This is a genomic window from Megamonas hypermegale, assembly GCF_900187035.1.
GTDB lineage: Bacteria > Bacillota > Negativicutes > Selenomonadales > Selenomonadaceae > Megamonas > Megamonas hypermegale.
The window spans coordinates 1,423,174-1,446,716 of the sequence record NZ_LT906446.1 but is presented as its reverse complement, the minus strand read 5'-3'; the positions used below and the strand labels follow the sequence as shown (position 1 = coordinate 1,446,716).

21 protein-coding genes are annotated in these 23,543 nt (G+C 33.6%); 12 read left to right on the top strand and 9 right to left on the bottom strand.

All coding sequences use genetic code 11. The annotated features are described in order from the left end of the window. The first annotated feature begins 31 nt into the window (after positions 1-31). The 3 genes from CKV65_RS06855 (at position 32) to CKV65_RS06845 (ending at position 3,406) form a co-directional block, all read left to right on the top strand. Complete coding sequence (locus CKV65_RS06855; RefSeq protein WP_027889425.1) at positions 32-1,357, top strand: hemolysin family protein; 1,326 nt, start codon at positions 32-34, stop codon at positions 1,355-1,357. A 121-nt stretch (positions 1,358-1,478) separates the two neighbouring features. Beyond that, positions 1,479-2,441: a 6-phosphofructokinase gene (gene pfkA / locus CKV65_RS06850; RefSeq protein ID WP_027889426.1), complete on the top strand. Its 963-nt coding sequence runs from the start codon at positions 1,479-1,481 to the stop codon at positions 2,439-2,441. Between the two features lie 92 nt (positions 2,442-2,533). Then, the gene (locus CKV65_RS06845; protein ID WP_027889427.1) at positions 2,534-3,406 is read left to right on the top strand and encodes a DUF5131 family protein; all 873 of its coding nucleotides are present in this window, start codon (positions 2,534-2,536) and stop codon (positions 3,404-3,406) included. Between the two features lie 42 nt (positions 3,407-3,448). Here CKV65_RS06845 and CKV65_RS06840 read toward each other — a convergent pair whose 3' ends face one another. The 3 genes from CKV65_RS06840 to nhaA are packed head-to-tail and all read right to left on the bottom strand — an operon-like array spanning position 3,449 to position 6,623. Beyond that, positions 3,449-4,192, bottom strand: coding sequence for a tRNA threonylcarbamoyladenosine dehydratase (locus CKV65_RS06840; protein ID WP_027889428.1), 744 nt, complete (start codon positions 4,190-4,192; stop codon positions 3,449-3,451). A 17-nt stretch (positions 4,193-4,209) separates the two neighbouring features. Continuing rightward, positions 4,210-5,373 carry a cell division protein FtsZ gene (gene ftsZ / locus CKV65_RS06835; protein WP_027889429.1) on the bottom strand — a complete coding sequence of 388 codons (1,164 nt, stop codon included), beginning with the start codon at positions 5,371-5,373 and terminating at the stop codon, positions 4,210-4,212. Between the two features lie 47 nt (positions 5,374-5,420). After that, positions 5,421-6,623 (bottom strand): Na+/H+ antiporter NhaA, encoded by a 1,203-nt coding sequence (gene nhaA / locus CKV65_RS06830; protein ID WP_027889430.1) that lies wholly within the window; start codon positions 6,621-6,623, stop codon positions 5,421-5,423. 307 nt (positions 6,624-6,930) lie between these two features. On the opposite strand from nhaA, the gene CKV65_RS06825 reads away from it, so the two are divergent. From CKV65_RS06825 to CKV65_RS06810, 4 genes are all read left to right on the top strand, one after another. Then, entirely contained in the window at positions 6,931-7,929 is a 999-nt protein-coding gene (locus tag CKV65_RS06825) for a carbon-nitrogen hydrolase family protein (protein WP_027889431.1), read from the top strand. A gap of 104 nt (positions 7,930-8,033) precedes the next feature. Further along, positions 8,034-8,924: a LysR family transcriptional regulator gene (locus CKV65_RS06820; protein ID WP_081654832.1), complete on the top strand. Its 891-nt coding sequence runs from the start codon at positions 8,034-8,036 to the stop codon at positions 8,922-8,924. Positions 8,925-9,162: 238 nt separating this feature from the next. Then, complete coding sequence (locus CKV65_RS06815; RefSeq protein WP_197695405.1) at positions 9,163-9,792, top strand: amino acid ABC transporter permease; 630 nt, start codon at positions 9,163-9,165, stop codon at positions 9,790-9,792. A gap of 19 nt (positions 9,793-9,811) precedes the next feature. Beyond that, complete coding sequence (locus CKV65_RS06810) at positions 9,812-10,927, top strand: N-acetylmuramoyl-L-alanine amidase (protein ID WP_027889434.1); 1,116 nt, start codon at positions 9,812-9,814, stop codon at positions 10,925-10,927. 42 nt (positions 10,928-10,969) lie between these two features. Here CKV65_RS06810 and CKV65_RS06805 read toward each other — a convergent pair whose 3' ends face one another. The 5 genes from CKV65_RS06805 to CKV65_RS06785 form a co-directional block, all read right to left on the bottom strand. Next, positions 10,970-11,614, bottom strand: coding sequence for a hypothetical protein (locus CKV65_RS06805; protein WP_231922650.1), 645 nt, complete (start codon positions 11,612-11,614; stop codon positions 10,970-10,972). A gap of 213 nt (positions 11,615-11,827) precedes the next feature. Next, positions 11,828-13,051, bottom strand: a complete 1,224-nt coding sequence (locus CKV65_RS06800) for an ABC transporter permease (protein ID WP_027889436.1) — start codon at positions 13,049-13,051, stop codon at positions 11,828-11,830. Next, positions 13,041-13,757, bottom strand: coding sequence for an ABC transporter ATP-binding protein (locus CKV65_RS06795; RefSeq protein WP_027889437.1), 717 nt, complete (start codon positions 13,755-13,757; stop codon positions 13,041-13,043). Before CKV65_RS06795 ends, CKV65_RS06800 begins: the two co-directional genes overlap by 11 nt. A gap of 19 nt (positions 13,758-13,776) precedes the next feature. Then, positions 13,777-14,904 (bottom strand): efflux RND transporter periplasmic adaptor subunit, encoded by a 1,128-nt coding sequence (locus CKV65_RS06790; RefSeq protein ID WP_027889438.1) that lies wholly within the window; start codon positions 14,902-14,904, stop codon positions 13,777-13,779. Next, positions 14,897-16,180: a TolC family protein gene (locus CKV65_RS06785; protein ID WP_027889439.1), complete on the bottom strand. Its 1,284-nt coding sequence runs from the start codon at positions 16,178-16,180 to the stop codon at positions 14,897-14,899. Before CKV65_RS06785 ends, CKV65_RS06790 begins: the two co-directional genes overlap by 8 nt. A 233-nt stretch (positions 16,181-16,413) precedes the next feature. Between CKV65_RS06785 and serA the strand changes: the two genes are divergently transcribed. From serA to CKV65_RS06760, 5 genes are all read left to right on the top strand, one after another. Beyond that, positions 16,414-18,003, top strand: a complete 1,590-nt coding sequence (gene serA, locus CKV65_RS06780; RefSeq protein ID WP_027889440.1) for a phosphoglycerate dehydrogenase — start codon at positions 16,414-16,416, stop codon at positions 18,001-18,003. 242 nt (positions 18,004-18,245) lie between these two features. Then, positions 18,246-19,208 (top strand): malate dehydrogenase, encoded by a 963-nt coding sequence (locus CKV65_RS06775; protein ID WP_027889441.1) that lies wholly within the window; start codon positions 18,246-18,248, stop codon positions 19,206-19,208. Positions 19,209-19,350: 142 nt separating this feature from the next. Next, positions 19,351-19,965: a GTP pyrophosphokinase gene (locus tag CKV65_RS06770; protein WP_027889442.1), complete on the top strand. Its 615-nt coding sequence runs from the start codon at positions 19,351-19,353 to the stop codon at positions 19,963-19,965. A gap of 16 nt (positions 19,966-19,981) precedes the next feature. After that, a complete protein-coding gene (locus tag CKV65_RS06765) occupies positions 19,982-20,650 on the top strand; it encodes a response regulator transcription factor (protein ID WP_027889443.1) in 669 nt (222 codons plus the stop codon). A gap of 23 nt (positions 20,651-20,673) precedes the next feature. Continuing rightward, on the top strand, positions 20,674-21,936 hold the full coding sequence (locus tag CKV65_RS06760) for a sensor histidine kinase (RefSeq protein ID WP_027889444.1): 1,263 nt from the start codon (positions 20,674-20,676) through the stop codon (positions 21,934-21,936). An 82-nt stretch (positions 21,937-22,018) separates the two neighbouring features. On the opposite strand, the gene CKV65_RS06755 is transcribed toward CKV65_RS06760, so the two are convergent. Then, positions 22,019-23,284 (bottom strand): NAD(P)/FAD-dependent oxidoreductase, encoded by a 1,266-nt coding sequence (locus CKV65_RS06755; RefSeq protein ID WP_027889445.1) that lies wholly within the window; start codon positions 23,282-23,284, stop codon positions 22,019-22,021. Between the last annotated feature and the right edge of the window lie 259 nt (positions 23,285-23,543).

Here is a 23,543-nt window from a genome sequence, read left to right as displayed (position 1 = left end):
TTTGTAGTATAATAGGAGTGAAATTTTTAACTTGGAGCTAGTTGAAGTTCTATTAAAATTAGTTTTAGTTGTTTTCTTAGTGTTCATGAATGGTTTCTTTGTTGCAGCTGAATTTGCTTTGGTAAAAATTCGTGCTTCACGTTTAGAAACCTTAGTTCAAAGTGGTAATACGCGTGCTAAATATGCTAAAAAACTCACTGACCATTTAGATGCATCATTATCAGTTACACAGCTTGGTATTACGCTTGCTTCACTTGGTTTAGGTTGGGTTGGTGAACCTGCTGTAGCAGCACTTTTAGTACCGGTTGTAGGGTTTTTTGGTTTTGGTGAAGAGACAGCACATTCTGTTGCCTTAGTAGTGGGCTTTTCTCTCATCACGGCATTGCATATTGTTTTAGGTGAGTTAGCACCAAAATCCATGGCTATTCAAAAGGCTGAATCGGTAGCACTTAATATTTCTATACCGATGATTGTATTTCATCGCTTAATGTGGCCAGCTGTTTGGTTATTAAATCATGTGGCTAACTGGGTAATTATTCATCTTGGTTTTGAAGTGGCAAGTGAAGGTGAAGAAGCACATAGTGAAGAAGAGATTCGTTTGCTCATGGAAGAAAGCCATAAACATGGTTATATTGATAAAACAGAGCTTACTTTTGTAGATAATGTATTTGATTTATCCAATTTGACAGTAAGAGAAATCATGATACCGCGTACAGATATGATATGTTTGTACTTGGAAGATTCTTTCGATGAAAATGTAAAAAAAGCATTAGAAGAACAAATGACGCGTTATCCTGTTTGTATTGAAGATAAAGATAATATCATTGGATTTTTACACATAAAAGATTTATTGAAATCGTTATATACAAAGAAAAAAACAGATATTAGACCATTAGTGCGTGAAGCAACTGTTGTTCCAGAATCTATGCCTGTACGTAATTTGCTAAAATTAATGCAGGGAAAACGTTTACAGCTTGCTATCGTTGTTGATGAATACGGTGGCACAGCTGGTATGGTAACGCTTGAAGATATCATGGAAGAAATTGTCGGTGAAATACAAGATGAGTTCGATGAAGAACGACCAATCGTAGAAAAACGAACAGATAAATTGTATTCTGTCGATGCTAAAATGCTTTTAGATGATTTAAATGAAATGTTTGGCACTAATATTGAAGAAGAAAATATTGATACAATTGGTGGTTGGTTATCTACACAGGTAGATACTCCACCACGTGTAGGACAAAAAGCTGCTTTTGGCGATGATGAGTTTTTCGTTGAAGAAGTGGATAGAGTTCGTATTACACGTGTATTAGTTAAAATAAATCATTCATTGAAAAATGAAGAAATAAATGAGTGATGAATATGGTTTTTATCATTGTATAGAGTTAAAATATAATTAACTTTTTAACACAGTTCATAATGCAAAAAAGATATTGTGCATTATATTATATATCAAAGAAGAAAAGGGGTAATTTGATATGTTGAAATCTATTGCAATCATGACTAGTGGCGGAGATAGCCCAGGAATGAACGCAGCTGCTCGTGCAGTAGTTCGTACAGCTTTAAATGAAGGCGTAAGAGTATTTGGTATTTACGATGGTTATAAAGGAATGTTAGAAAACCGTATCGTAGAACTTACTTCTCAAAGCGTAAGTGACATCATCCAGCGCGGTGGTACTTTCCTTGGCACAGCACGTTGCCCAGAATTTAAACAGGAAGAAACTCGTGCAAAAGCTGCTGAAATCTTAAAAAGTCATGGCATTGAAGGTTTAGTAATCATTGGTGGCGATGGAAGTTTAACAGGCGGTTCTCTTTTAAGTAAATATGGTATTCCTATCGTTGGTTTGCCAGGAACAATCGATAATGATGTTTGGGGTTCTGATTATACAATCGGTGCAGACACAGCTTTAAACACTATTTTGGATGCTATTAACAAACTTCGTGATACAGCATCTGCACATCGTCGTATCATCGTATTAGAAGTTATGGGTCGTACTTGCGGTTGGTTAGCTATGATGGCTGCTATCGCTGGTGGTGCTGAATATGTACTCGTACCAGAAGTTCATTTTGACCTTAACAAAATCTGTGATGAATTAAAAGAATCCTATGCAAATGGTCGTCGTTATAGTATCGTAGTTGTTGCTGAAGGTGTTGGCAGTGCTGTAGATATCGGTAAAGAAATCGGCGAAAAAACTGGTATTGATACTCGTGTTACAGTACTCGGTCACGTACAACGCGGTGGTTCTCCTACAGCAGAAGACCGTGTAAAAGCTAGTATGCTTGGTGAAAAAGCTGCACTTGCTCTTATCAATGGTCAACGTAATGTTGTATTTGGTATAAACAACGGTAAAGTTGTTGCTATTGATTTACATGATTCTGTAAATAACAATAAGACATTAGACCCTGAACTCGTTCGTTTAGCACGTGTATTGTCTAAATAATTAAATACGACAAAAGATATTAAGATATGAAAGCACAATTTCGTTGGGAGATTGTGCTTTTTTGTCTAAATAGATAGTTTGGAGGTGATTTTGTGCATGATATTTGGAACCCTTGGCATGGTTGTATAAAATTTAGTGAAGGTTGTCAAAATTGTTATATGTATTTTTTAGATAAAATGCGCGGTGAAAGTGGTGCTAGGATTTATAAGGTAAAGAATAATTTTTATTATCCCTTATCAAAAAATCGTCAAGGTGAGTATAAAATAAAAAGTGGTGAAATGTTGCGAGTATGTATGACATCTGATTTCTTTTTAGAACAGGCAGATATATGGCGCGAAGAAGCATGGCATATCATGCGCGCTAGAAGTGATGTTATTTTTTTGCTAATAACAAAACGTATTCATAGAGTGAAAGACTGTTTGACAAGTAATTGGGGCAATGGTTGGGATAATATTTTTTTGACGGTAACATGTGAAAATCAAAAAAGAGCAGATGAAAGAATACCACAATTATTGAATTTGCCTTTTAAGCATAAAGGGATAATCTGTGCACCATTTATTGGGCGAGTAAGCATTAAAAAATATTTGGAAACTGAACAGATTGAACAAGTGATTTGCGGTGGAGAAAATTATAATGGAGCAAGACCATGTTATTATGAATGGGTAAAATCTTTGAGGCAAGAATGTGTAGATACGAATACTACTTTTTGTTTTATGGAAACGGGCACTTTATTTATAAAAGATGGAAGAGCGTATAATTTGTCATCTAAAAAATTGCAGAGTGAAATGGCATATAAATCGGGCATGAATTATGAAGGTAGGCAAATAGATTTTAAACTATATGACCAATTTGGTAGAATGATTGCTAAGGAAAAATTATATAAAAGACAATTTAAAGAGCGATGCAAACTCTGTGCAAGTCAAATAATATGTAATGGCTGTAGTAACTGCGAAAATTGCAAATAAAAAATGCTTAATTTAGTTTTGTTCTAAATTAAGCACTTTGTTTTATTCATTGATATTACAAATATCCTTGATTACTTCACCAGCGATGAGTAGTCCAGCTATAGATGGCACAAAAGAAAGTGTGCCGAGTGGTTGTTTACGACTGGCTGCTGGGTGGGTATCAGTAGAGGTATTTTCAGTGAAATTTACAGAATAATTTTTATGAGGCTCTTCAGTAGAAAAGAGTACTTTTAAATGTTTTATGCCTCTTTGTTTTAAAGATTTACGCATAATTCTTGCTAATGGACAAGTATGAGTTTTCGTTATATCTGTTATGACGAATTTTTGTGGGTCAAGTTTATTAGCTGTTCCCATGCTACTGATTATAGGAATATGATGCTTTTCAGCTTGGACAGCTAAATCTATTTTACCTTTTATATCGTCAATAGCATCTATAACGTAATCATAATCATTTTGCCAAAATAAATCAGCATTTTCAGGTGTATAAAGTTGTTCTATTGTCTGTATTTGCGCTTGGGGATTTATGGATAAAATGCGTTGTTTCATCACAAGCGTTTTCTTTTGACCGATGGTATTTTCCAAAGCGTGAATTTGGCGATTGATATTAGTTAAAGAAATATCATCACTGTCAATTAAGACAAAATTACCTATGCCGCCGCGCGCTAATCCTTCAGCTACAAAAGAGCCAACTCCACCAATGCCGAAGATAGCCACCTTAGTTTGTGCTAGTTTTTTAATATTTTCTGTGCCTAATAGCAATTCACTGCGACTAAAACGATGTAACATATAGACCTCTGATATGATTATTTTTTATTATTAAAGTTAAAGAAGGAAAAAGCTGAGAAATTACTGGATTTAGTTTCAGTTTTTTTCTTCATAAAATCTGGCAGATTTAATCCTTCATCTTCTGGTTTTGGAGTTTTTGTTGTAGTCTGAGCAGATTTTTGTGTTGCAGGTGTTTTTTCTGCGGTTTTTTCGGCTGGTTTTTCAGCAATTGGTACACTATCAGCAAAATCAGTTGCAATAATAGTAGCGCGAATTTTATCGCCAAGTTCATCGTTTACAACTGTACCTAAGATGATATTTACATCAGGATGTGTATGTTCATAGATGTATTTAGTTGCTTCATTGATATCGTATAAACGTAAATCTTTATTACCGCTGATATTTAAGATGATACCACGCGCACCAGCTAAATCTCTTTCGACAAGTGGACTATTTACTGCTTGTTGTACAGCTTCTACGGCATCATCAGCACTTTCTCCGATACCCAGTAATGCATCTGGATGGTCGCTTTGTTGGAAAATGGATTTTACATCAGCAAAATCGACATTGATAACGCCAACTGTCAAGATAAGTTCAGATACACATCGAATACCTTGTAATAATACATTATCTGCCATTTGGAAAGCATTTATTAAAGTTAGTTTGGAATTTGTTTTGAGTTTTAAAAGGTTGTCATTGTGAACTGCAATTAAAGCATCCATATATGGCGCAACTTCACTAATTGCACAAAGTGCTGCTTTTTGTTTGCGAGAACCTTCAAATTTAAATGGCACAGTTACTACGCCAACGGATAAAATACCTAAATCATGAGCTATTTTAGCGATAGTTGGTAATGCACCAGTACCAGTACCAGCACCGAGTCCTGCTGTTAAAAATACCATATCAGCGCCAACTAAAGCTTTTTTCAGAACATCATAATCGTTTTCTGCCGCTTGTTGAGCAATTTTTACATTGCCACCGCAACCGAGCCCTTTTGTTAAGCTAGCACCGATTTGGATTTTAGTGATTTTTTCGCTGTCTAAAGAATTTAATTGTTTGATATCTGTGTTTACAGCGATTAAATCTAAATCGAGATTTGAAATACTAGCAATTCGTTTGACAACGTTGTTACCACCGCCGCCAATACCGATTATTTTTATATTAACGATGGCATTTTTTATTTCATTAGTTATTTCATTCAAATGAGGCACCTTCTTAAAAAGTATTTAGTATTAGATTATCACAATATTTAAGCTTTGAATAGACTAGAAGTTTTAAATATTATTACACCTAAGATGCCTGATAAAACAGATGCACATAAAATGCTTATTTTAGCACTAGCTAAATAGTTAGCATTATCAAAAGCAAGAGCAGCAATAAACAGTGACATAGTAAATCCAATGCCACCTAAAGAACCTGCACCAGCAAGTTGAATTTTAGTTGCTCCTTCTGGCATTTTAGCAAAGCCGAGTTTAAATAAAATAAAGCTTGCTCCGCAAATGCCAAGTGGTTTACCAATACATAAACCAAGAATAATACCAATACCGATAGGTGATAAAATATCAGATAAACCACCATCTACAGTAACACCGGCATTAGCAAGGGCAAAAACTGGCATTATGACATAAGCTGACCAAGGGGAGAGTTTATGTTCTAAATGGTGTAAGAGAGATTTTTCTTGATTTTTATTGTCAGCAGGAATGAGCATACCAAGGGCAACGCCAGCGATTGTAGGATGAATACCAGCATTTAAGAAGGCAAGCCAAGCAATTAAACCGACAAAGAGATATGGTAAGAAATTACGACATTTTAAGCGATTTAAGATAAATGCACCAAGTAGTGCTACAAGCCCAATACCGAGAGCGGCAAAGGAGATATTTGAATTATAAAAGATAGCGATTACGATGATGGCACCAAGGTCATCAACAATGGCAAGTGCTGTTAAAAATATAGCAATACTACGTGGTGCATTGCTGGCCGCAATTGCCAAGATACCGAGAGAAAAAGCAATATCAGTTGCCATTGGAATTCCCCAGCCAGAAATCGTATCTTGTCCCATATTGACAAGTGCATATAAAATAGCAGGTACAATCATACCACCGATAGCTGCACTGATTGGCAAAATAGTAGCAGATAGAGATTTTAATTCTCCAAATAAAAATTCACGTTTTATTTCTAAGCCAATGACAAAAAAGAAAATAGCCATTAAGGCATCATTAATCCAATAAAGTACGGATAAATCTAAATGTAAACTAGCAGGACCAAGTGCAATCTTAGTATTTAAGACTTGATTATAAAAAGATGCTGCACCTGTATTAGCTAAGACTAAAGCTAAGATAGCAAAACATAATAAGATGATACCACTGGAGGCTTCATGACGGAAAAAAGTCATGAATGGAGCAGTTAAAAGTTCAACCTTATTCTTTACGATGTGATTAACGTTTTTTCGCAATAATATAACCTCTTTCTATAAATATAAATAAAAAAATAAGCGTAATTTCTATAGTCTAATTATATAATTTTTTATATATATAAAGCAAATATATTTTATATTGTATAAAACAATAATTTAATTAATAGTTATTTATCAAAAATAAGTTGATACTTATCAAAAAAATACTGATTGTGTTATATCTTGTTGAATCATATAATAAAGATATCGATAGACAAAGGCGTCAGACAGATGGAAAAACCATTTGCTGGCGCCTTTTTTCCTAGGAATTTATCGGTAGATTTTATGAAGAAAGAAGTTGTTGGTTATGGCAAAATATCCTAAATATAAAGTTGCAGCAGTACAGGCTGCTCCAGTTTATCTTGATTTAGATGCAACAGTTAAAAAATCTGTTAAAATCATTGAAGAAGCAGCTGCTAATGGAGCAAAATTAATCGGTTTTCCAGAAGGATTTCTTCCTGGTTATCCTTGGTTTGCATTTTTAGGTAGAGCATTGGATTATGTTCCAAAATTTTATCATAAATTGTATCTTAATGCAGTTGAAGTTCCTAGCGATGCTCTTGCCAAAATTAGCCAAGCAGCTCGTGATAATGATATTTATGTTTGCATTTCTGGTTCAGAAAAAGATGGCGGTTCTTTATATTTGACTCAATTCTGGTTTAATAATAAAGGCGATTTAATGGGCAAACATCGCAAAATGAGAGTTTCTGTAGCAGAACGATTGATATGGGGCGATGGCTCCGGCTCCATGATGCCAGTCTTCGATACAGAATTAGGTAGATTAGGCGGCGGTCAATGCTGGGAACATGATGTAGCTTTGGATATTGCTGCAATGAATGCACAGAATGAACAAGTTCATGTAGCATCGTGGCCAGGATTTTTTGATGATGATATTGCTAGTAAAGCATATGCTATTCAAACAGGAACATTTGTTTTAATGACTAGCTCTGTTTATAATGATGAACTTTATAATATGCTTTGCACTGATGAAAATGGCAATTTAGAAGAAGAACGTCTTGCATATTTCAAGACTTTAAAGCAAGGCCATACTGCAATCATTGGACCTGATGGCAATTTAGTCAGTGATTACGTTCCATCTGGACAAGAAGGCATTGCTTATGCAGATATCGATTTAGAAGATATCATCGATTATAAATATGGTTTTGATGCAGCAGGTCACTATAGAAATCATTATCTCACTTTGAATTTCTATCGCAAACCACATCCTTTCTGCAATTTTATCGGAGAAGATAGTCAAGAACCTATTGCTTATGATGAACTTCAGCCATATGCAGAAGAAAAATAATTATAAAACAGATTGACAAGTTTGTTATTTTGAATTAGATTTAAGTGTATAAGGGGTAGCTCTATATAGAGTTACCTCTTTTTATTTAATATAAAGAAGATGATATGATGAATTTAAAAGATATGAATTGTTTTATAGTGGTTTGTGATAAAAAAAGTATTACTGCCGCTGCGGAAATATTATTTTTAAGTCCTCAGGCTTTGAGTAAAACCATTCAGAAAATGGAAAAAGAAGTAGATGCAGAATTATTTATTCGTTCAAGTAATGGTGTAAAAATGACTGCATACGGTGAAATTTTATATAATTCTGCTAAAAATATATTAAATGAATACGATGATATGGTGGCGAAAATACGAAGTTTAACAATGCAAAATAAAGGAATATTGCGAATGGCATCTGCTTTTGGTATTTTACGTTTTTTAACACCTGAATTTATCAATGTATTTGCACAAAAAAATCCGCAAATGCATTTAGAGTACATGGAGTTTCCAGATAAATATGTATTAGAAAATATCATAAATAAACATTGTGATATTGGATTAATTCCGTATACAGAAAAAAATAATGAACTTGAATATATTGACCTTTTCAAGGTAGAAATCTTTTTTATTACTCATAAAGAAAGTGATTATTATAATTGTAAAGAAGTTAGTCTTAAAAATGTAGTAACAGAACCTTTAATTGTTGAAAATGAAAATTTTATAATTCGACAAATCTTATTGAATTTATGTTATAAAGAGCATATCCAGCCTAATATTTATTTTAATACTAGTGGTTTTAGTTTATCTTATAAACTATGTAAGGAAGGAAAAGGAAATACTATTTCTATGGATTTTATTTTCGAAGATATGAAAGATAAATCGCTTCGTAAAATACCATTTCAAGAACATCCGATGTGGAATGTGGCTATAGTCTATCGGAAAGATTGTTTTTTATCAGATAATATGAAAAAGTTGATTCAATTTTCATGTGAATGGTGTAAAATACTAAATTAGTTTTTAATAAAATAAATGGGAAAACAGTATCTTTATCATGAATGTAATAACATATATGATTTAAATAAATATAATGTCCTCGGTGATATAATGCTTTATGCTTTAACACTGAGGACATTTTCTACTAATTTTGTATAAATTTAATTTAGTCTTTGTGTTTTAGTCAGCTTTGTTGTAAAATATTACTAAGTATTTTAAGCTGTAGATTTTGGAGTTGATGAATTTGGATAGTAGCATTATGAGAATTGTAATGCCAATGCTAGAAGGTTCACAAGTAACCTTGCAAATTTTCTTTATTACTTTAATTTTATCGTTACCGTTAGGTATGTTATTTTCTTTAGGAAGATTATCTTCAATAAGAGTAATTAGATACATAACAGAAGTATATATTTGGTTAATGCGTGGTACACCACTTATGTTACAGTTGTTATTTGTGTATTTTGCTCTTCCTATGGTAGGAATTCGTTTACCAGATATTGCAGCTGCATTATTAGCATTTTCACTTAATTATGCGGCATATTTTGCAGAAATATTTAGAGCTGGTATTCAATCTGTTGATAAGGGTCAATATGAAGCTGCTAAAGCTTTAGGAATGAATTATCCGCAAATGATGCGACATGTTATTTGGCCACAAGTTATTAGAATGGTATTGCCACCAATAAGTAATGAAACAATTAATCTTGTAAAAGATACATCACTTATCTATATATTGGCGATGAATGATTTATTGCGTGTAGCTCGTTCTATTGTACAACGAGAATTTGATATGACACCGTTTTTAGTAGCGGCTATATTCTATTTATTTATGACATTTATTTTGACTTGGGGCTTTAAGAAGCTGGAAACAAAATATAATATTAAGGTTTAATTGGATATGAGGTAAAATAATGAATAAACGATTAGCTATAGTTTCTTTGGTTTTGTGTTTAACATTAATTTGGTTTCAAAGTATTGTTTTAGCGGCAAGTGATGTAGCAACTATAGAAGATTTGCGTGTTAGTACCAGTGATGATAAAGTACGTATTGTAGCTGATGCAAATAAGGAAGTTGATTATCAATCGTTTGCATTATCTTCTCCAAATAGAGTGGTGGTAGATTTAAGTAATGCTACTTTGGGAAAAAATGTATCAAAAGAAATTGATGTGGATAATCGTTATGTAGAAAAAGTCCGTGTAGCACAGTTTAATAAAGATGTAGTTCGTATTGTAGTTGAATCACCTGTTAAGAAAAACGATTATGATGTATTCGGTATTGTTGGTGGAAGTAGTCCTTATAGAGTAGCTATGGATTTTGGGCAGATATCATATAATTTAGGCAATAGTTCTTCAAGTGGTAGTCAATCAATGAGTAATAATACTTCTATTAACAGCAATAATAATAGTAATAATTATAAACCGAGTGTAAATGTAGATAAAAATACTAAAAAGGTGCTCAAGGGAAAAGTGATTACAATTGACCCAGGGCATGGTGGCAGTGATTCAGGTGCAGTAGGACCTACTGGTTTATATGAAAAGACAGCAACACTTAAGATTGGCTTAAATGTTGCGGAAATGCTTAAACAATCAGGTGCAAAAGTTTATATAACGCGTAAAACTGACAAGGATGTTTATGGGCCAAATGCATCAGCAACAGCAGAACTTCAAGCTCGTTGTGATGTAGGAAATTGGTCGGATTCAGATATTTTTGTAAGCATTCATTTAGATTCATTTACATCACCATCTGCAAAAGGAACGACTGGCTATTATTACACTGGTGGCAGTTATAACAGTCAAAAATTAGCAACGTATGTAAAAGATGGTATTATTGAACAAATTGGCACACCAGACCGTGGTACTAAGACAAGTAATTTCTATGTAGTTAAGAATACAGAAATGCCAGCAACGCTTGTTGAAGTTGCTTTTGTATCTAATCCAGATGAAGAAGCTATTTTAAAAAGTGAAGATGGCATAAAAAAAGCAGCGATAGGTATTTTTAATGGTATTGTAAAATATTTTCAAAGCTAAATAAAAAAGAAAACACACAGTATAATTACTGTGTGTTTTTTATTATGCAAAGTACTTTGTTTTAAAGGAAATAATATCAGCTTCATTTAAAGGGCGAACTTCTTCTAAGTGAGCAATTTCTTGTTTAGCACCATCAGTTTTAATGCTTTCCATATAGACAACACCGTATCCTTTAGCTAAATATTGAATCATGCCCTCGCCTGTTTTTTCATTGTAGATTTTTATGCCGATGCAATCATCAAATGTACCGGCCTTTGTTATGATTTTAAATTTGCCTAAATAAACGATATTTGTGCTGTCACCACCAAGATATGCTTGTGGTTTTTCAGAAGTTGTTTGAACTTGGCGATATGTTTGTTTATAAGGCGGTTTCCCTTGTTTATTTAAGATTATTTCTGAAGTCTCAGAATTAGTTCCAGTAACTTTTTTTACATTTAAGGGATTTAATTTATTATTTTGGTCAATTAAGCAAGTTCCTTGATAAAAATTTATTTTATTACCATTTTGTTGTTGGTCAAAATTAAATGTGGCAATGTAAAAATTGTCATTTTCAAAAGGAGCCGCCATTACATTGACAATTTTAGGCGATTGTTGATACTCTCTAAGGTCGATATTTGCAGGAGAAGCAAAAGCACTAGCATTAACTGCTATTAAAGCTGATAATATGAATAATAATTTTTTCAACATAATAGTTACCTCCTATTCATTATAAGATATATAGATATTATTCTCTTAAAGTGTTAAATTATCCTGTTCACTCTTCATTTTAATGTATAAATAGGAAAAAATAAATAGGATTATAAGGTGATTTCTTATAAAATTTTTATCTGAAATACATATAATAAAAGCTATGGCAATTGAGCTTAATTCATTTGTCATAGCTTTTAATTTTATGTTTAATTATTCGTAACGAAGGGCTTCTATTGGGTCAAGGCGTGCTGCTTTTCTGGCAGGGTAAATGCCGAAGAATAAGCTGATGCCAACAGAAAAACCGAAGGAAATCAAAATCGGTGTAGCTGTAATCACAGTATTGAAGCCACCAAATTGAGAAATAATCGTAGCAAGTCCAATACCAAGACCAATGCCGATTATACCGCCAATTATGCCGACGAAGACTGCTTCAATGAGAAATTGAAACATTATATTGCTATAAGTGGCACCGAGTGCTTTTCGTATGCCGATTTCGCGCGTTCGTTCAGTTACAGATACCATCATGATATTCATGATGCCGATACCACCGACGAGCAGTGAAATGCCAGCAACACTACCTAGCATTAAAGTAAGCATTGTGCTTGTGCTAGTCATGGTTTCCATGATACTGGTCAAATTGCGAACGGTGAAGTCATCTTCTTTATCACCTGTAATGCGGTGGCGTTGGCGCATCAAATTTTCAATCTCCGCTTGAACTTGGTCCATTTTATCAGCAGAGACTACTTGTATGCTTATAGATTGAATATGGTCCATAGCCATTATACGCATGGTAGCGGTCGTTATAGGAATTATCACGATATCGTCTTGGTCTTGACCTACAGAGGATTGACCTTTGCTTTCTAATAAGCCGACGACTTTAAATGGGTCATTATTGATACGAATATTTTTACCAACTGGGTTTACACCTTCACCAAAGAGATTTTCAGCGACAGTAGTACCGATAACTGCTACACGAGAACGCGTATCAACATCTTTTTGGGTGATAAATGTACCATTGGCGATTGATAAAGAACGTATATACATATAATCTGGCGTTACACCAACAACTTGTGTATTCCAGTTTTGATTGCCATTTACTATCTGATAATTTTTTTGTACGGAAGGAGAAACATATTCAGCATCAGGTATTTTTGCTTTTATAGCTTCAGCATCTTCTAATTTTAGTCGAACATTTGAACCTGCTGCTTGTCTAACGCCAGCAGCATTTTTGGTGGCACTAGCATTGACGATAAGCATATTACTACCGAGACTAGCGATGGAGTCTTCTACTTGTTTTTGAACACCCATACCGATTGATACCATAGCAATTACAGCACCAACGCCAATAATTATGCCTAACATAGTTAAAAGAGAGCGCATTTTATTTGACCATAATGCTGATATAGCCATTTGAACGGTTTCTTTAAACAACATCCATAACTACCCCCTTACCAGCGTCTTTAGTGATGACGCCATCTACTACGAGTAGTTGACGGGAGGCACAAGCTGCAATATCTGGCTCATGTGTTACGAGTATCATGGTTTTGCCTTCTTCATGAAGACCGATAAAAATATCCATAATTTCCTTAGTGGATTTAGTATCAAGATTGCCTGTTGGTTCATCTGCCATTATGATGCTTGGATTATTTACGAGCGCTCTGGCAATGGCTACACGTTGACGTTGTCCACCGGATAATTCATTAGGTTTATGGTCAGCTCTATCATCAAGTCCTACAGCTTTTAAATAATGATGAGCGCGCTTTGTGCGTTCACTCGCGCTAAGTCCAGCATAAACAAGTGGCAATGCAACATTTTCCAGCGCTGTTATTTTTGATAGTAGATTAAAGTTTTGAAAGACGAAACCGATTTTTTGATTGCGTGTTTTAGCAAGTTCATCATCACTTAAATGAGCAATTTCCTTGCCATCTAATTTATAAGAACCACAAGTAGGTCGGTCTAAGCAACCTAAGATATTCATTAAAGTGGATTTGCCAGAACCAGAAGGTCCCATTAAAGCGGCAAATTCACCTCGTTTTATCTTTAAATCAATACCGTTTAAAGCGGCTACTTCTTGCGTTCCTACTTGATATATTTTTTTTATGCCAGAAAGTTCAATAGTAATGTTTTCATTATTGTCCATACCATTTACTCCTTTCTCTTTAGAAACGAGGAGGTGGGCCACTGTTTCGTTGATTATTATTGGATTTAGTCGTCTTTTTAGCCATAGCTACAGAAACAGCTTCTCCTTCAGATAATCCACTGATGATTTCTACATTATCATCACTGTAAATACCTGTTTCAACATAGCGATTTTCAGTAGTACCATCTTTTTTTACGATTACAACATAAGAACCGTTGCTATCTGTTTTAAGTGCGGAGAGAGGTACAGCAAGAGCGTTGTCTTTATTTGCTGTTTCAATTTCAACACGAGCTGTCATTGATGGCATTAAAAGTCCTTCAGGGTCATCTACATCAAGCGTTACACTGTAGTAAATAACTGCAGCAGAAGAAGAACTACTTGAAGAACTGCTAGTGTTCCAGCTATTATCAAGGTCCGTTTGAGAAATTTTGGAAACAGTGGCAGTAAATGTTTTGCCACTATAAGCATCAACAGTGAAAGTAGCTTTTTGACCAACTTTTACATTGCCGATATCTGTTTCATCTACTTTAGCAGTGATTTGTTTTTGTGATAAATCAGCAATTCGCATTATTACAGTAGGATTGCTATTGCCTTGAACAGCCATAGTACCATCGGTTACAGGTTCGCCAATTACAACGCCATCCATAGGAGATGTGATAACTGTTTCAGCTAAATTAGATTCAGCTTCAGCTAGTTTACTTTCAGCTGTATCATAATTATATTGCGCATCATCGAGTTCTTCTTTAGATTTTGCACCGATATTATATAAGTAGCTAGTGCGGTCATATTTTATTTTCGCATTATTTAATGTAAATTCAGCTTGCTCTTTTTGAGTTTCATAATCTTTGCCATCTAAAAGTGCAACTGTTTGTCCTGCTGTAACATGGTCATTTTCTTTGACGAGTACTTGTTTTACACGTGCCGTTATTTTTGAGCTAACTTCAACAGATTCTAATGGTTTTATGGTACCTGTTGCTGAAACGACAGATTTCATGCTTATATATTTTGCTGGAACTGATTCAATGATAGGAGTATTAGCTATTTGTTGTTTTTGTTGATAATAATTATAGCCAAAAGTTCCAGCAGCAATGATAACGATTAAAAGGATTATCCATTTTAGTCGTTTTTTTAATTTTGTTTTATCCATCGATTGATTCTCCTTCCGGTACGCCTATGGCATATTCAAGGCTTGCTTTATAGCGTGCATAATCGTACTGAGCACTACTATAATTTAATCTAGCTTGTGATAAAGCAAGTTCAGCATCAATTACATCTAAGATAATACCTTCGCCAACACGATATTTTTCAGTGGCAATGAAATAATCTTCTTCAGCTTGTTTTACTGCTAAAGCAGTAGAGTTAAAGCGTTTTTCAGCTTCACGCATATTAAGATATGCTTGTCTAACTTCAAGGTCGATATTATCAAGTGTTTCTGATAATGTATATCCAGCTTTATCGTATTCAGCTTGTGCAGCTTCGATATTTGCTCTTGTTATATTACTATCAAATAGATTCCAATTAGCAGATACTGTAGCTCTATAATCGTAATCATTTGAACTAGGTAAAGGTTGTTTATCCCAATTAGTACTTAAAGAAAAATCAACTGTAGGAAGATATCCAGCTTTAGCGATATCTATATCATTTTTAGCAATGTCTAAATCAAGTTTAGCAGACATAGCATCACGTCTAGAACTTAAAGCGTAATCTAGACATTCATTTAAAGACATTTTAACTGGTGTATATGAAAAACCATCTGTTAAAGTTACAGATTCGGCACGGTCTAATTTAATGATATTACGAAAAGTACTTACATTAATATCATAAGTGTTTTGTGCTAAAATTAATGATTGTTGAGCATTAGATAAAGCAACTTCTGAACGTAGTAAATCAGAACGAGGTACAGCACCGCCTGCATAGAGATTTTGTACATCAGTTAAATGGCTTTGATAGTTATTAACAGATTCTTGATTTATATTTACGTTTTGTTGTGCTTCAAGAATGTCGTAATAAGCTTTAATTGTATCATGACGTACAGTTTCTTTAGTGCGTTCTAGATTAAGTTGAGATTTTAATAAATTAGCTTCATTATTATCGATATTGAGTTCATTTTTTTTACCAGTATAAATAGGAATAGATGCAGAAATTCCATTGCTATTGCCTTTTTCAAAGGAACTCATAGCACCGTCACTTCCAGATAAGTTTGAGCTTAGAGAAACTGAAACGCCATTAGCACCTTTTGCTGCTTTTAAATTAGATGCAGCGATTTTTGTATCTTGATTGGCAATTTTTATGCTATTATTGCGTTCAAGTGCCATTTGTACAGAATCATTAATAGAAAGAGAGGCAGCTCCAGCTATAGGCACATTTATTCCCATACATAAAGATAAAATTATTACTAAAGTGTTTATTTTGGAATTAGCCATAGTAGTATCCTTTCATTAGTTTTTTTATATTGAAGTTGATATATTTAAGATATATTAAAATTATACAACAAATTATGTACAAGATTTATTAAAAAAGAATTAAAATCAAATAAATTTGCATAAAAAATTTTTTTCTTGACGATTTCAAGTGAACACAATAGAATATTTAGATATACAATATTATTACACAATTGTATTTTTTAGCTCTATTATTATCGAGGAGAGATTTACAGATGAAAGTATTAGTAGCTGATGGTGTATCACCTAAAGGCATTGAAATTTTGCAGCAAGCTGGATTTGAATGCGTAGTAAAGGATAAGTTGCCAGCAGAAGAATTATTGGAAATTATTCCAGAATTTGATGGCATAATTGTACGCAGTGCTTCTAAAGTAACAAAAGAAGTAATAGACCGTGCGCAAAATCTCAAAATCATTGGCCGTGCTGGCGTAGGTACAGATAATATTGATATTGCTGCTGCGACAGCTCGCGGTATTGTAGTAATTAATTCACCAGGTGGCAACACTATTGCTGCTACAGAACATACTATGGGTATGATGCTAGCAATGGCAAGAAATATTGCTGTAGCAAATGAAACACTTCATAAAGGTGAATGGAATCGTAAAAAATATACTGGGGTAGAACTTCGTGGTAAAACTTTAGGCGTTGTTGGTCTTGGTCGTATTGGTAGTGGTGTTGCTACTCGTTCATTAGCTTTTGATATGAAGGTAATTGGTTATGACCCATATGTAAATGAAGAACGCGCTCAATCTTTGGGTATAAAAGTTGTTTCTTTGGACGAGCTTATTGAACAGTCTGATTTTATTACTGTACATATGCCTTTAACTCCAAAAACAAAAGGTATGTTTAATAAAGATAATATCTACAAAATGAAAAAAGGCGTTCGTCTCATAAACTGTGCACGTGGTGGTATTATTAATGAAAAAGACCTTGCTGAAGCAGTAAAATCTGGTCATGTAGCAGGTGCTGCAATCGACGTATTCGAAAGTGAACCACTTGCAGCTAATAGCCCACTTTTAGGTGTACCAGGTATAACTATTACACCGCATTTAGGTGCTTCAACAGTAGAAGCTCAGATTGGTGTATCTGTAGATGTAGCACAGGGCATTGTTACAGCATTAAATGGAGAACCAGTTTCTACAGCTGTTAATATGGCACCTGTATCAGCACAGACAATGAAAGTTATTAAACCATATCTTGATTTAGCTGAAAGACTTGGTTGCACAGCATGCTCACTTGCTGATGGCGGAATAAGTGAAATTAAAATTAAATACAATGGCGGAATTGCTGATGTAGATACAAAAATGATTACAATTGCCGTTGTAAAAGGTATACTTAATCCTATTTTGGAAGATAAGGTAAACTATGTAAATGCGCCTAGTCTTGCAAAAGAACGCAATATCAAAGTAAAAGAAGTAAAAGATAAATCTGTAGAAAACTTTGCAAACCTCATAACTGTTTCTGTTGTAGCTAATGGCAAAACTCAGACAGTACAAGGTGCACTCTTTGGTGATGAAGGACGTATCGTTACAATTAATTCTTATCGTGTAGACGTTGACCCACATGCACGTATTTTGATTTGCCCACATATCAATCGTCCTGGTATCATCGGTACAATTGGTTCACTTCTTGGCTATGCTAATATCAATATTTCTGGAATGCAGGTTGGTAAAACAGAAATTGAAGGTACTAGTATGATGGTTCTTACAATTGATAATGAAATACCGGATAGTGTTATGCAGCAAATTATAAATATGAACGGTATTTTTGATGTGAAACTTGTAAATTATAATGTAGTAAAATAAGAAAATCGGCTTTTTAGCCGATTTTTTTATTAAAATATAAATAAATTTTAAGATTTATAAAAAGTGGTTTGTATAATCTGTATTTTGGCTGATTTGTTAAAAAAAGCATATTGATATTTTATGCAAAATTAATATTAATGTACAAAAATAATGAATAATAATTTATATTATTATTGACATTTTAACTTTATCTAGCTAAACTAAAGATAAATAGAATTTCACTTTTAGGGAGATGTTCATTTATGAAAATTTCAGTTATTGGTTCCGGTAACGTAGGTGCTACTTGCGCTAACGTACTTGCACTCAAAAATTTTGCAACAGAAGTAGTTATGGTTGATATCAAACCAGGCTTAACAGAAGGTAAAGCTATGGACATGATGCAGACTGCACAGATGATGCACATTGATACTAAAATCATCGGTAAAACTGCACCTGTTGATGATGCTGCAGCAGCTGACGAAGCTTACAAAGCAACTGAAAACTCCGACGTTGTTGTTATTACTTCCGGTATTCCTCGTAAACCTGGTATGAGCCGTTCCGACCTTATCGGTGTTAACTCCAAAATCGTTAAAGGCGTTATGGACCAGGCTTTAAAACATTCTCCAGAAGCAGTATTCATCATTGTTTCTAACCCTGTTGATACTTTAACTTACCTTGCTCTTAAAGATAGCGGTCTTCCACGCAACCGTGTAATCGGTATGAGCGGTTTATTAGATGGTAGCCGTTTTGAATATTACCTCGCAGAAGCTATTGGATGCCCAGTTCGCGATGTAAATGCAATGGTAATCGGTGCTCATGGTGACTTAATGGTTCCTCTTACTCGTTTCGCAACTTACAAAGGTAGACCTGTTACTGAACTTCTTTCTGAAGAAAAACTTGCTGAAATCGAACATGCTACACAAGTTGGTGGCGGTACTTTAACTAAATTACTCGGCACTTCCGCTTGGTATGCTCCTGGCACAACTGCTGCTACTATGGCTGAAGCTATTGCTAAAGATAGCGGTCTCCAGATTTCTGGTATTGCTTACCTCGATGGTGAATACGGCGAAAAAGACGTTTGCGCTGGTGTTCCTCTCATCCTTGGTAAAGGCGGCGTTAAGAAAATCGTTGAACTCGACCTCAACGACAAAGAAAAAGCACAGTTCGATGCAAGTGTTGCTTCCGCACGTGAAACTAATGCTAAATTAGCTGAAGCTTTAAAATAAGTTTTTGCTCATAAAGTATTAGAAAAAAGTTAATCTATTAATGAAAATGCTCTCTTTCTAACAGATGTATTCTGTATAAAGAGAGCATTTTTGTTAATTACTTGAAATAAGCGATAATAAATGTAATATATGGGTGAATGATATGGAAAATATTTATGGAAAATACTTTTCAACACTTGAAGCTATTATGGAAAATATAGTTAAAAAAATTAAGGCATATAATGAAGAAGAGATTGAAAAAAATGGAGAGGCAGCTTATGAACATTTGATTTATCGTATAAAATCTTCTGATAGTATGAGTGAAAAATGTATTCGTAAATCATTACCACAAACTACTTATTCGGCACTACATGAAATACAAGATGCTATAGGCATTCGTATCGTTTGTCGTTTTGTAGACGATATTTACACTAATTTGAAATATATAAGAAACTTAAAAGATATTCGTATAATTGAGGAAAAGGATTATATCAAAAATGTAAAACCAAATGGATATCGCAGTTACCATATTATTATTGAAACAATACAGCCATTTGAAGATGTAACAGGGAGAAATCCAGGTCATTTTTTTGCTGAATTGCAAATAAGAACGATAGCTATGGATACTTGGGCTAGTTTAGAACATCAAATGAAATATAAACATAATATAAAAAATTCTGATTTAATTGTACGAGAATTAAAGCGGTGCGCTGATGAACTGGCAGCATGTGATATTTCTATGCAAACAATACGAAATTTAATAAAAGCGGATAATTAATGAAGGTAGGTATAAGATGAGATTATTATTAGCAGAAGATGAAAAGGAAATGTCAGCAGCTGTTGAAGCTGTATTGAAGTATTCTGGTTATAAAGTTGACTGTGTATTTGATGGACTAGCTGCTTTGGATATGGCACAAAAAAATGCTTATGATTGTTTGATTTTCGATATTATGATGCCTAAAATGACTGGCGTAGAGGCATTAAAAATTCTACGTCAAAATGGTGATGTAACGCCTATTATTATGCTTACGGCAAAAACCGAGATTGATGATAGAATTAATAGTTTAGATGCTGGTGCTGATGATTATTTAATGAAGCCATTTTCAATGGGGGAATTACTAGCACGTATTCGTTCTATAATAAGAAGAACTAGTTCTTTTTCGCCTTCTATATTGTCTGTAGCTTCTGTGAAGTTAGATATAGAAGAACAAACGTTATCTTGTAAAAATTCTATTGGTTTAAATGGTAAAGAAACAAAACTTATGAAGCTTTTTATGCTTAATGAAAATAAGTATTTATCCACAAAAGATTTATTTTCACATATATGGGTAGAAGAAAAAGAAGTTAATGAAGAAATTGTATGGATATATATATCATATTTACGCCAAAAATTAGAATCTGTAAATGCAGATATCCAAATTTTAGGAGAAAAGGGAGAGTCTTTTGTATTGACAAAAAAATAAATAAAGAATAGATGGTGTTATCTATGAATGTAATAAGAAGACTGCGCCGTAAGTTCATTTTAATTTCTACAACTACAGTTATCATCATTGTGGTAGGAGTGCTTGGGCTGGTTAATACTATTGCTTATATGCGGGTGTATACACATATAGAATCAAATTTAATGTATTTAGCACAAAATAATAAAAATCTCATGCCTAAAGAAATGCTTCAAAATAGTAACAGTTTATTTGGTGAAATAGATTGGTCAGAAAATACACCTGATTTTCCATATCAAATTCGTTTTTTTAGTTTACTCATGGAAGAAAATGGACAAATTAAAGAGCTTAATCTTAAAAATATTGCTGCTTTTACAGAAAAAGAAGCTATTGAATATGCTTCTTTTGTGCTAAATAGTGGACGGACAACAGGATTTTTTAAAAAGGATAGAGCAACGTATGCGTTTTTAATTACGGAAAATAAGAATAATGATGTAGCAATAGTTATAATGGATTGTACGCCAGATATTTCTATTGTAGAAGATTTTATGCGTGTTTCTATTACGTTAGGTTGTTTAAGTACATTATTATATGTAATTATTTTGGCGATATTAAGCAATTTTGCAATTAAACCATTTGTTCGTAATGTAGAAAATCAAAAACGGTTTATTACAAATGCAGGTCATGAGTTAAAAACTCCTATTGCAATAATATCTGCTAATACTGAAGCAATGGAATTGATTAATGGCAAAAACCAATGGACTGAAAGTATTTTAAAGCAAGTGCGTAGATTGTCTAAAATGATAAATGATTTAATAATTTTAGCTAAAGTTGGTGAAAAAACGGAGTCTGAGATAATTTTTACAAAGATAAATTTTTCGGAGATAGCAATAGAAGTTGTCAAATCATTTGAGCAGATGGCAATAGAACAGAAAAAACAACTTGAATATAAAATTGAACCAGATGTCTTTATTAAGTCAGAAGGAAAATGCTTATATGAATTGATTAATATTCTTGTAGATAATGCCGTTAAGTATTGTGATGATGGAGGTAGTGTACAAACTGAGCTTATCACTAAGAAAAAAGAAGTGATATTAAGTGTTTCTAATAATTATGCAGATGGAAAAAATGTGGATTATTCGCGATTTTTTGAACGCTTTTACCGTGGCGATATTTCACATAGTAGTGAAAAAGCAGGTTATGGAATTGGTTTATCTATAGCAAATGAGTTAGTACAATTATTAAAAGGAAAAATTCAAGTAAAATATATCGATGGAAGAATAATATTTACTATTAAATTTAATCTTTAATATTATATGTAAAATAAAAGAGAGAAACAAAAATGTTTCTCTCTTTTGGGAATTTATATATTTTAAGCGTTTAACAAATTAATTAATCTCTAATAATACGGGCCATACGTACGCCAAAGAAGTAGTTCATAACCCATTTGAATACAACTGTAACGTTAGTAAGAGGACCTGCAAGTCTTAATACATGAACTGCCATCCAAGCAACCCAAGCGATTAAACCTTTAGATTTCATCATGCCTTTGAACATTACAGCATCGCCGGCACCAATTGTTGCCATGCTACCGAGGTCTTTATAAACAAATGTTTCTTGTTCTTCGCCTTTAATAGCGTGCATGATATTTTTAACAGTTGTTTCAGCAGCTTCATAAGCAGCTGGTGCAATTGTAGGAAGTGGACGACCATCTTGTTCAAAATGAGCACTATCACCAATTGCATAAATTTCAGGGAAGCCTTTAACTTGTGTTGTTTTTTCAACGATTACACGACCAGCACGGTCAACTTCAGCACCAAGGCTAGCAACTACTGGTTGAGCTTTTACGCCAGCAGCCCAAATAACTGTACGAGTTCTGATTTTTTCAATTTTATCATCATGTTTAACTGTGAGGTATTCGCCATCGTAGTCTTGAACCATAGTTTGGAGACGAACATCAACGCCTTTTTTAGTTAAAACATCAACAGTATTTTTACGAAGATTTTCAGGCATCATTGGTAAAACTTTATCAGTAGCTTCAATTAATTTGATATCTACATCGTCCATATTGAGATTATGATAATCTTTTTTCATAGCAGTATGTACGAGTTCGGAAATTGCACCTGCTTCTTCGATACCAGTAGGACCACCGCCAACTACAATGATAGTCATAAGAGCCTTTTTCAATTCATTATCGTTTTCGATACGAGAAGCACGTTCAAAAGTACGAATGAGATGATTGCGAAGTAATGTACTTTCACGTAAGGTTTTCATTGGATAAGAATTTTCTTCTACGGATTTCATACCGAAATAGTTTGTAGTAGCACCTGTAGCAATAATTAAATAATCATAGCTAACATCGCCATGAGATGTTTTAACAATTTTATTTGCTGGGTCAAAACCAACTGCTTCAGCCATAAAGAAATCTATGTTATCGTTTTTTTGGAAAAAGGCACGAATTGGATAAGAAATTTCATCTTCAGACAAAATAGAAGTAGATACCTGGTATAATAATGGTTGGAATAAATGATAATTGTGTTTATCAACAATTGTTACATCTACATCTTTATCTGCAAGTAATTTGGCTGCTTTAATTCCTCCAAAACCTGCTCCAAGAATAACTACATGTGGTCTTTTTCCTGCGCTTTTTTTAGGCATTTTTATCTCCCCCAAAATCATTTTAAATAATACTTGTGAAAAAGTTCACAATACCATTAAAACATTACCCTTAAAATCATAAATAAAAAAATGATATAATATAAAAATTAAAACAAGATTGTAATTGTGAATAAATTCACTTTTTCAATTAAGCAAAATATATATTTAACTCTCTGAGATATAAGATACATTTTTCTATTCACTTTGTCAAGATGAATTCAAAATATTTTATAGTTTTTTAAAAAGATTTAAAATAATG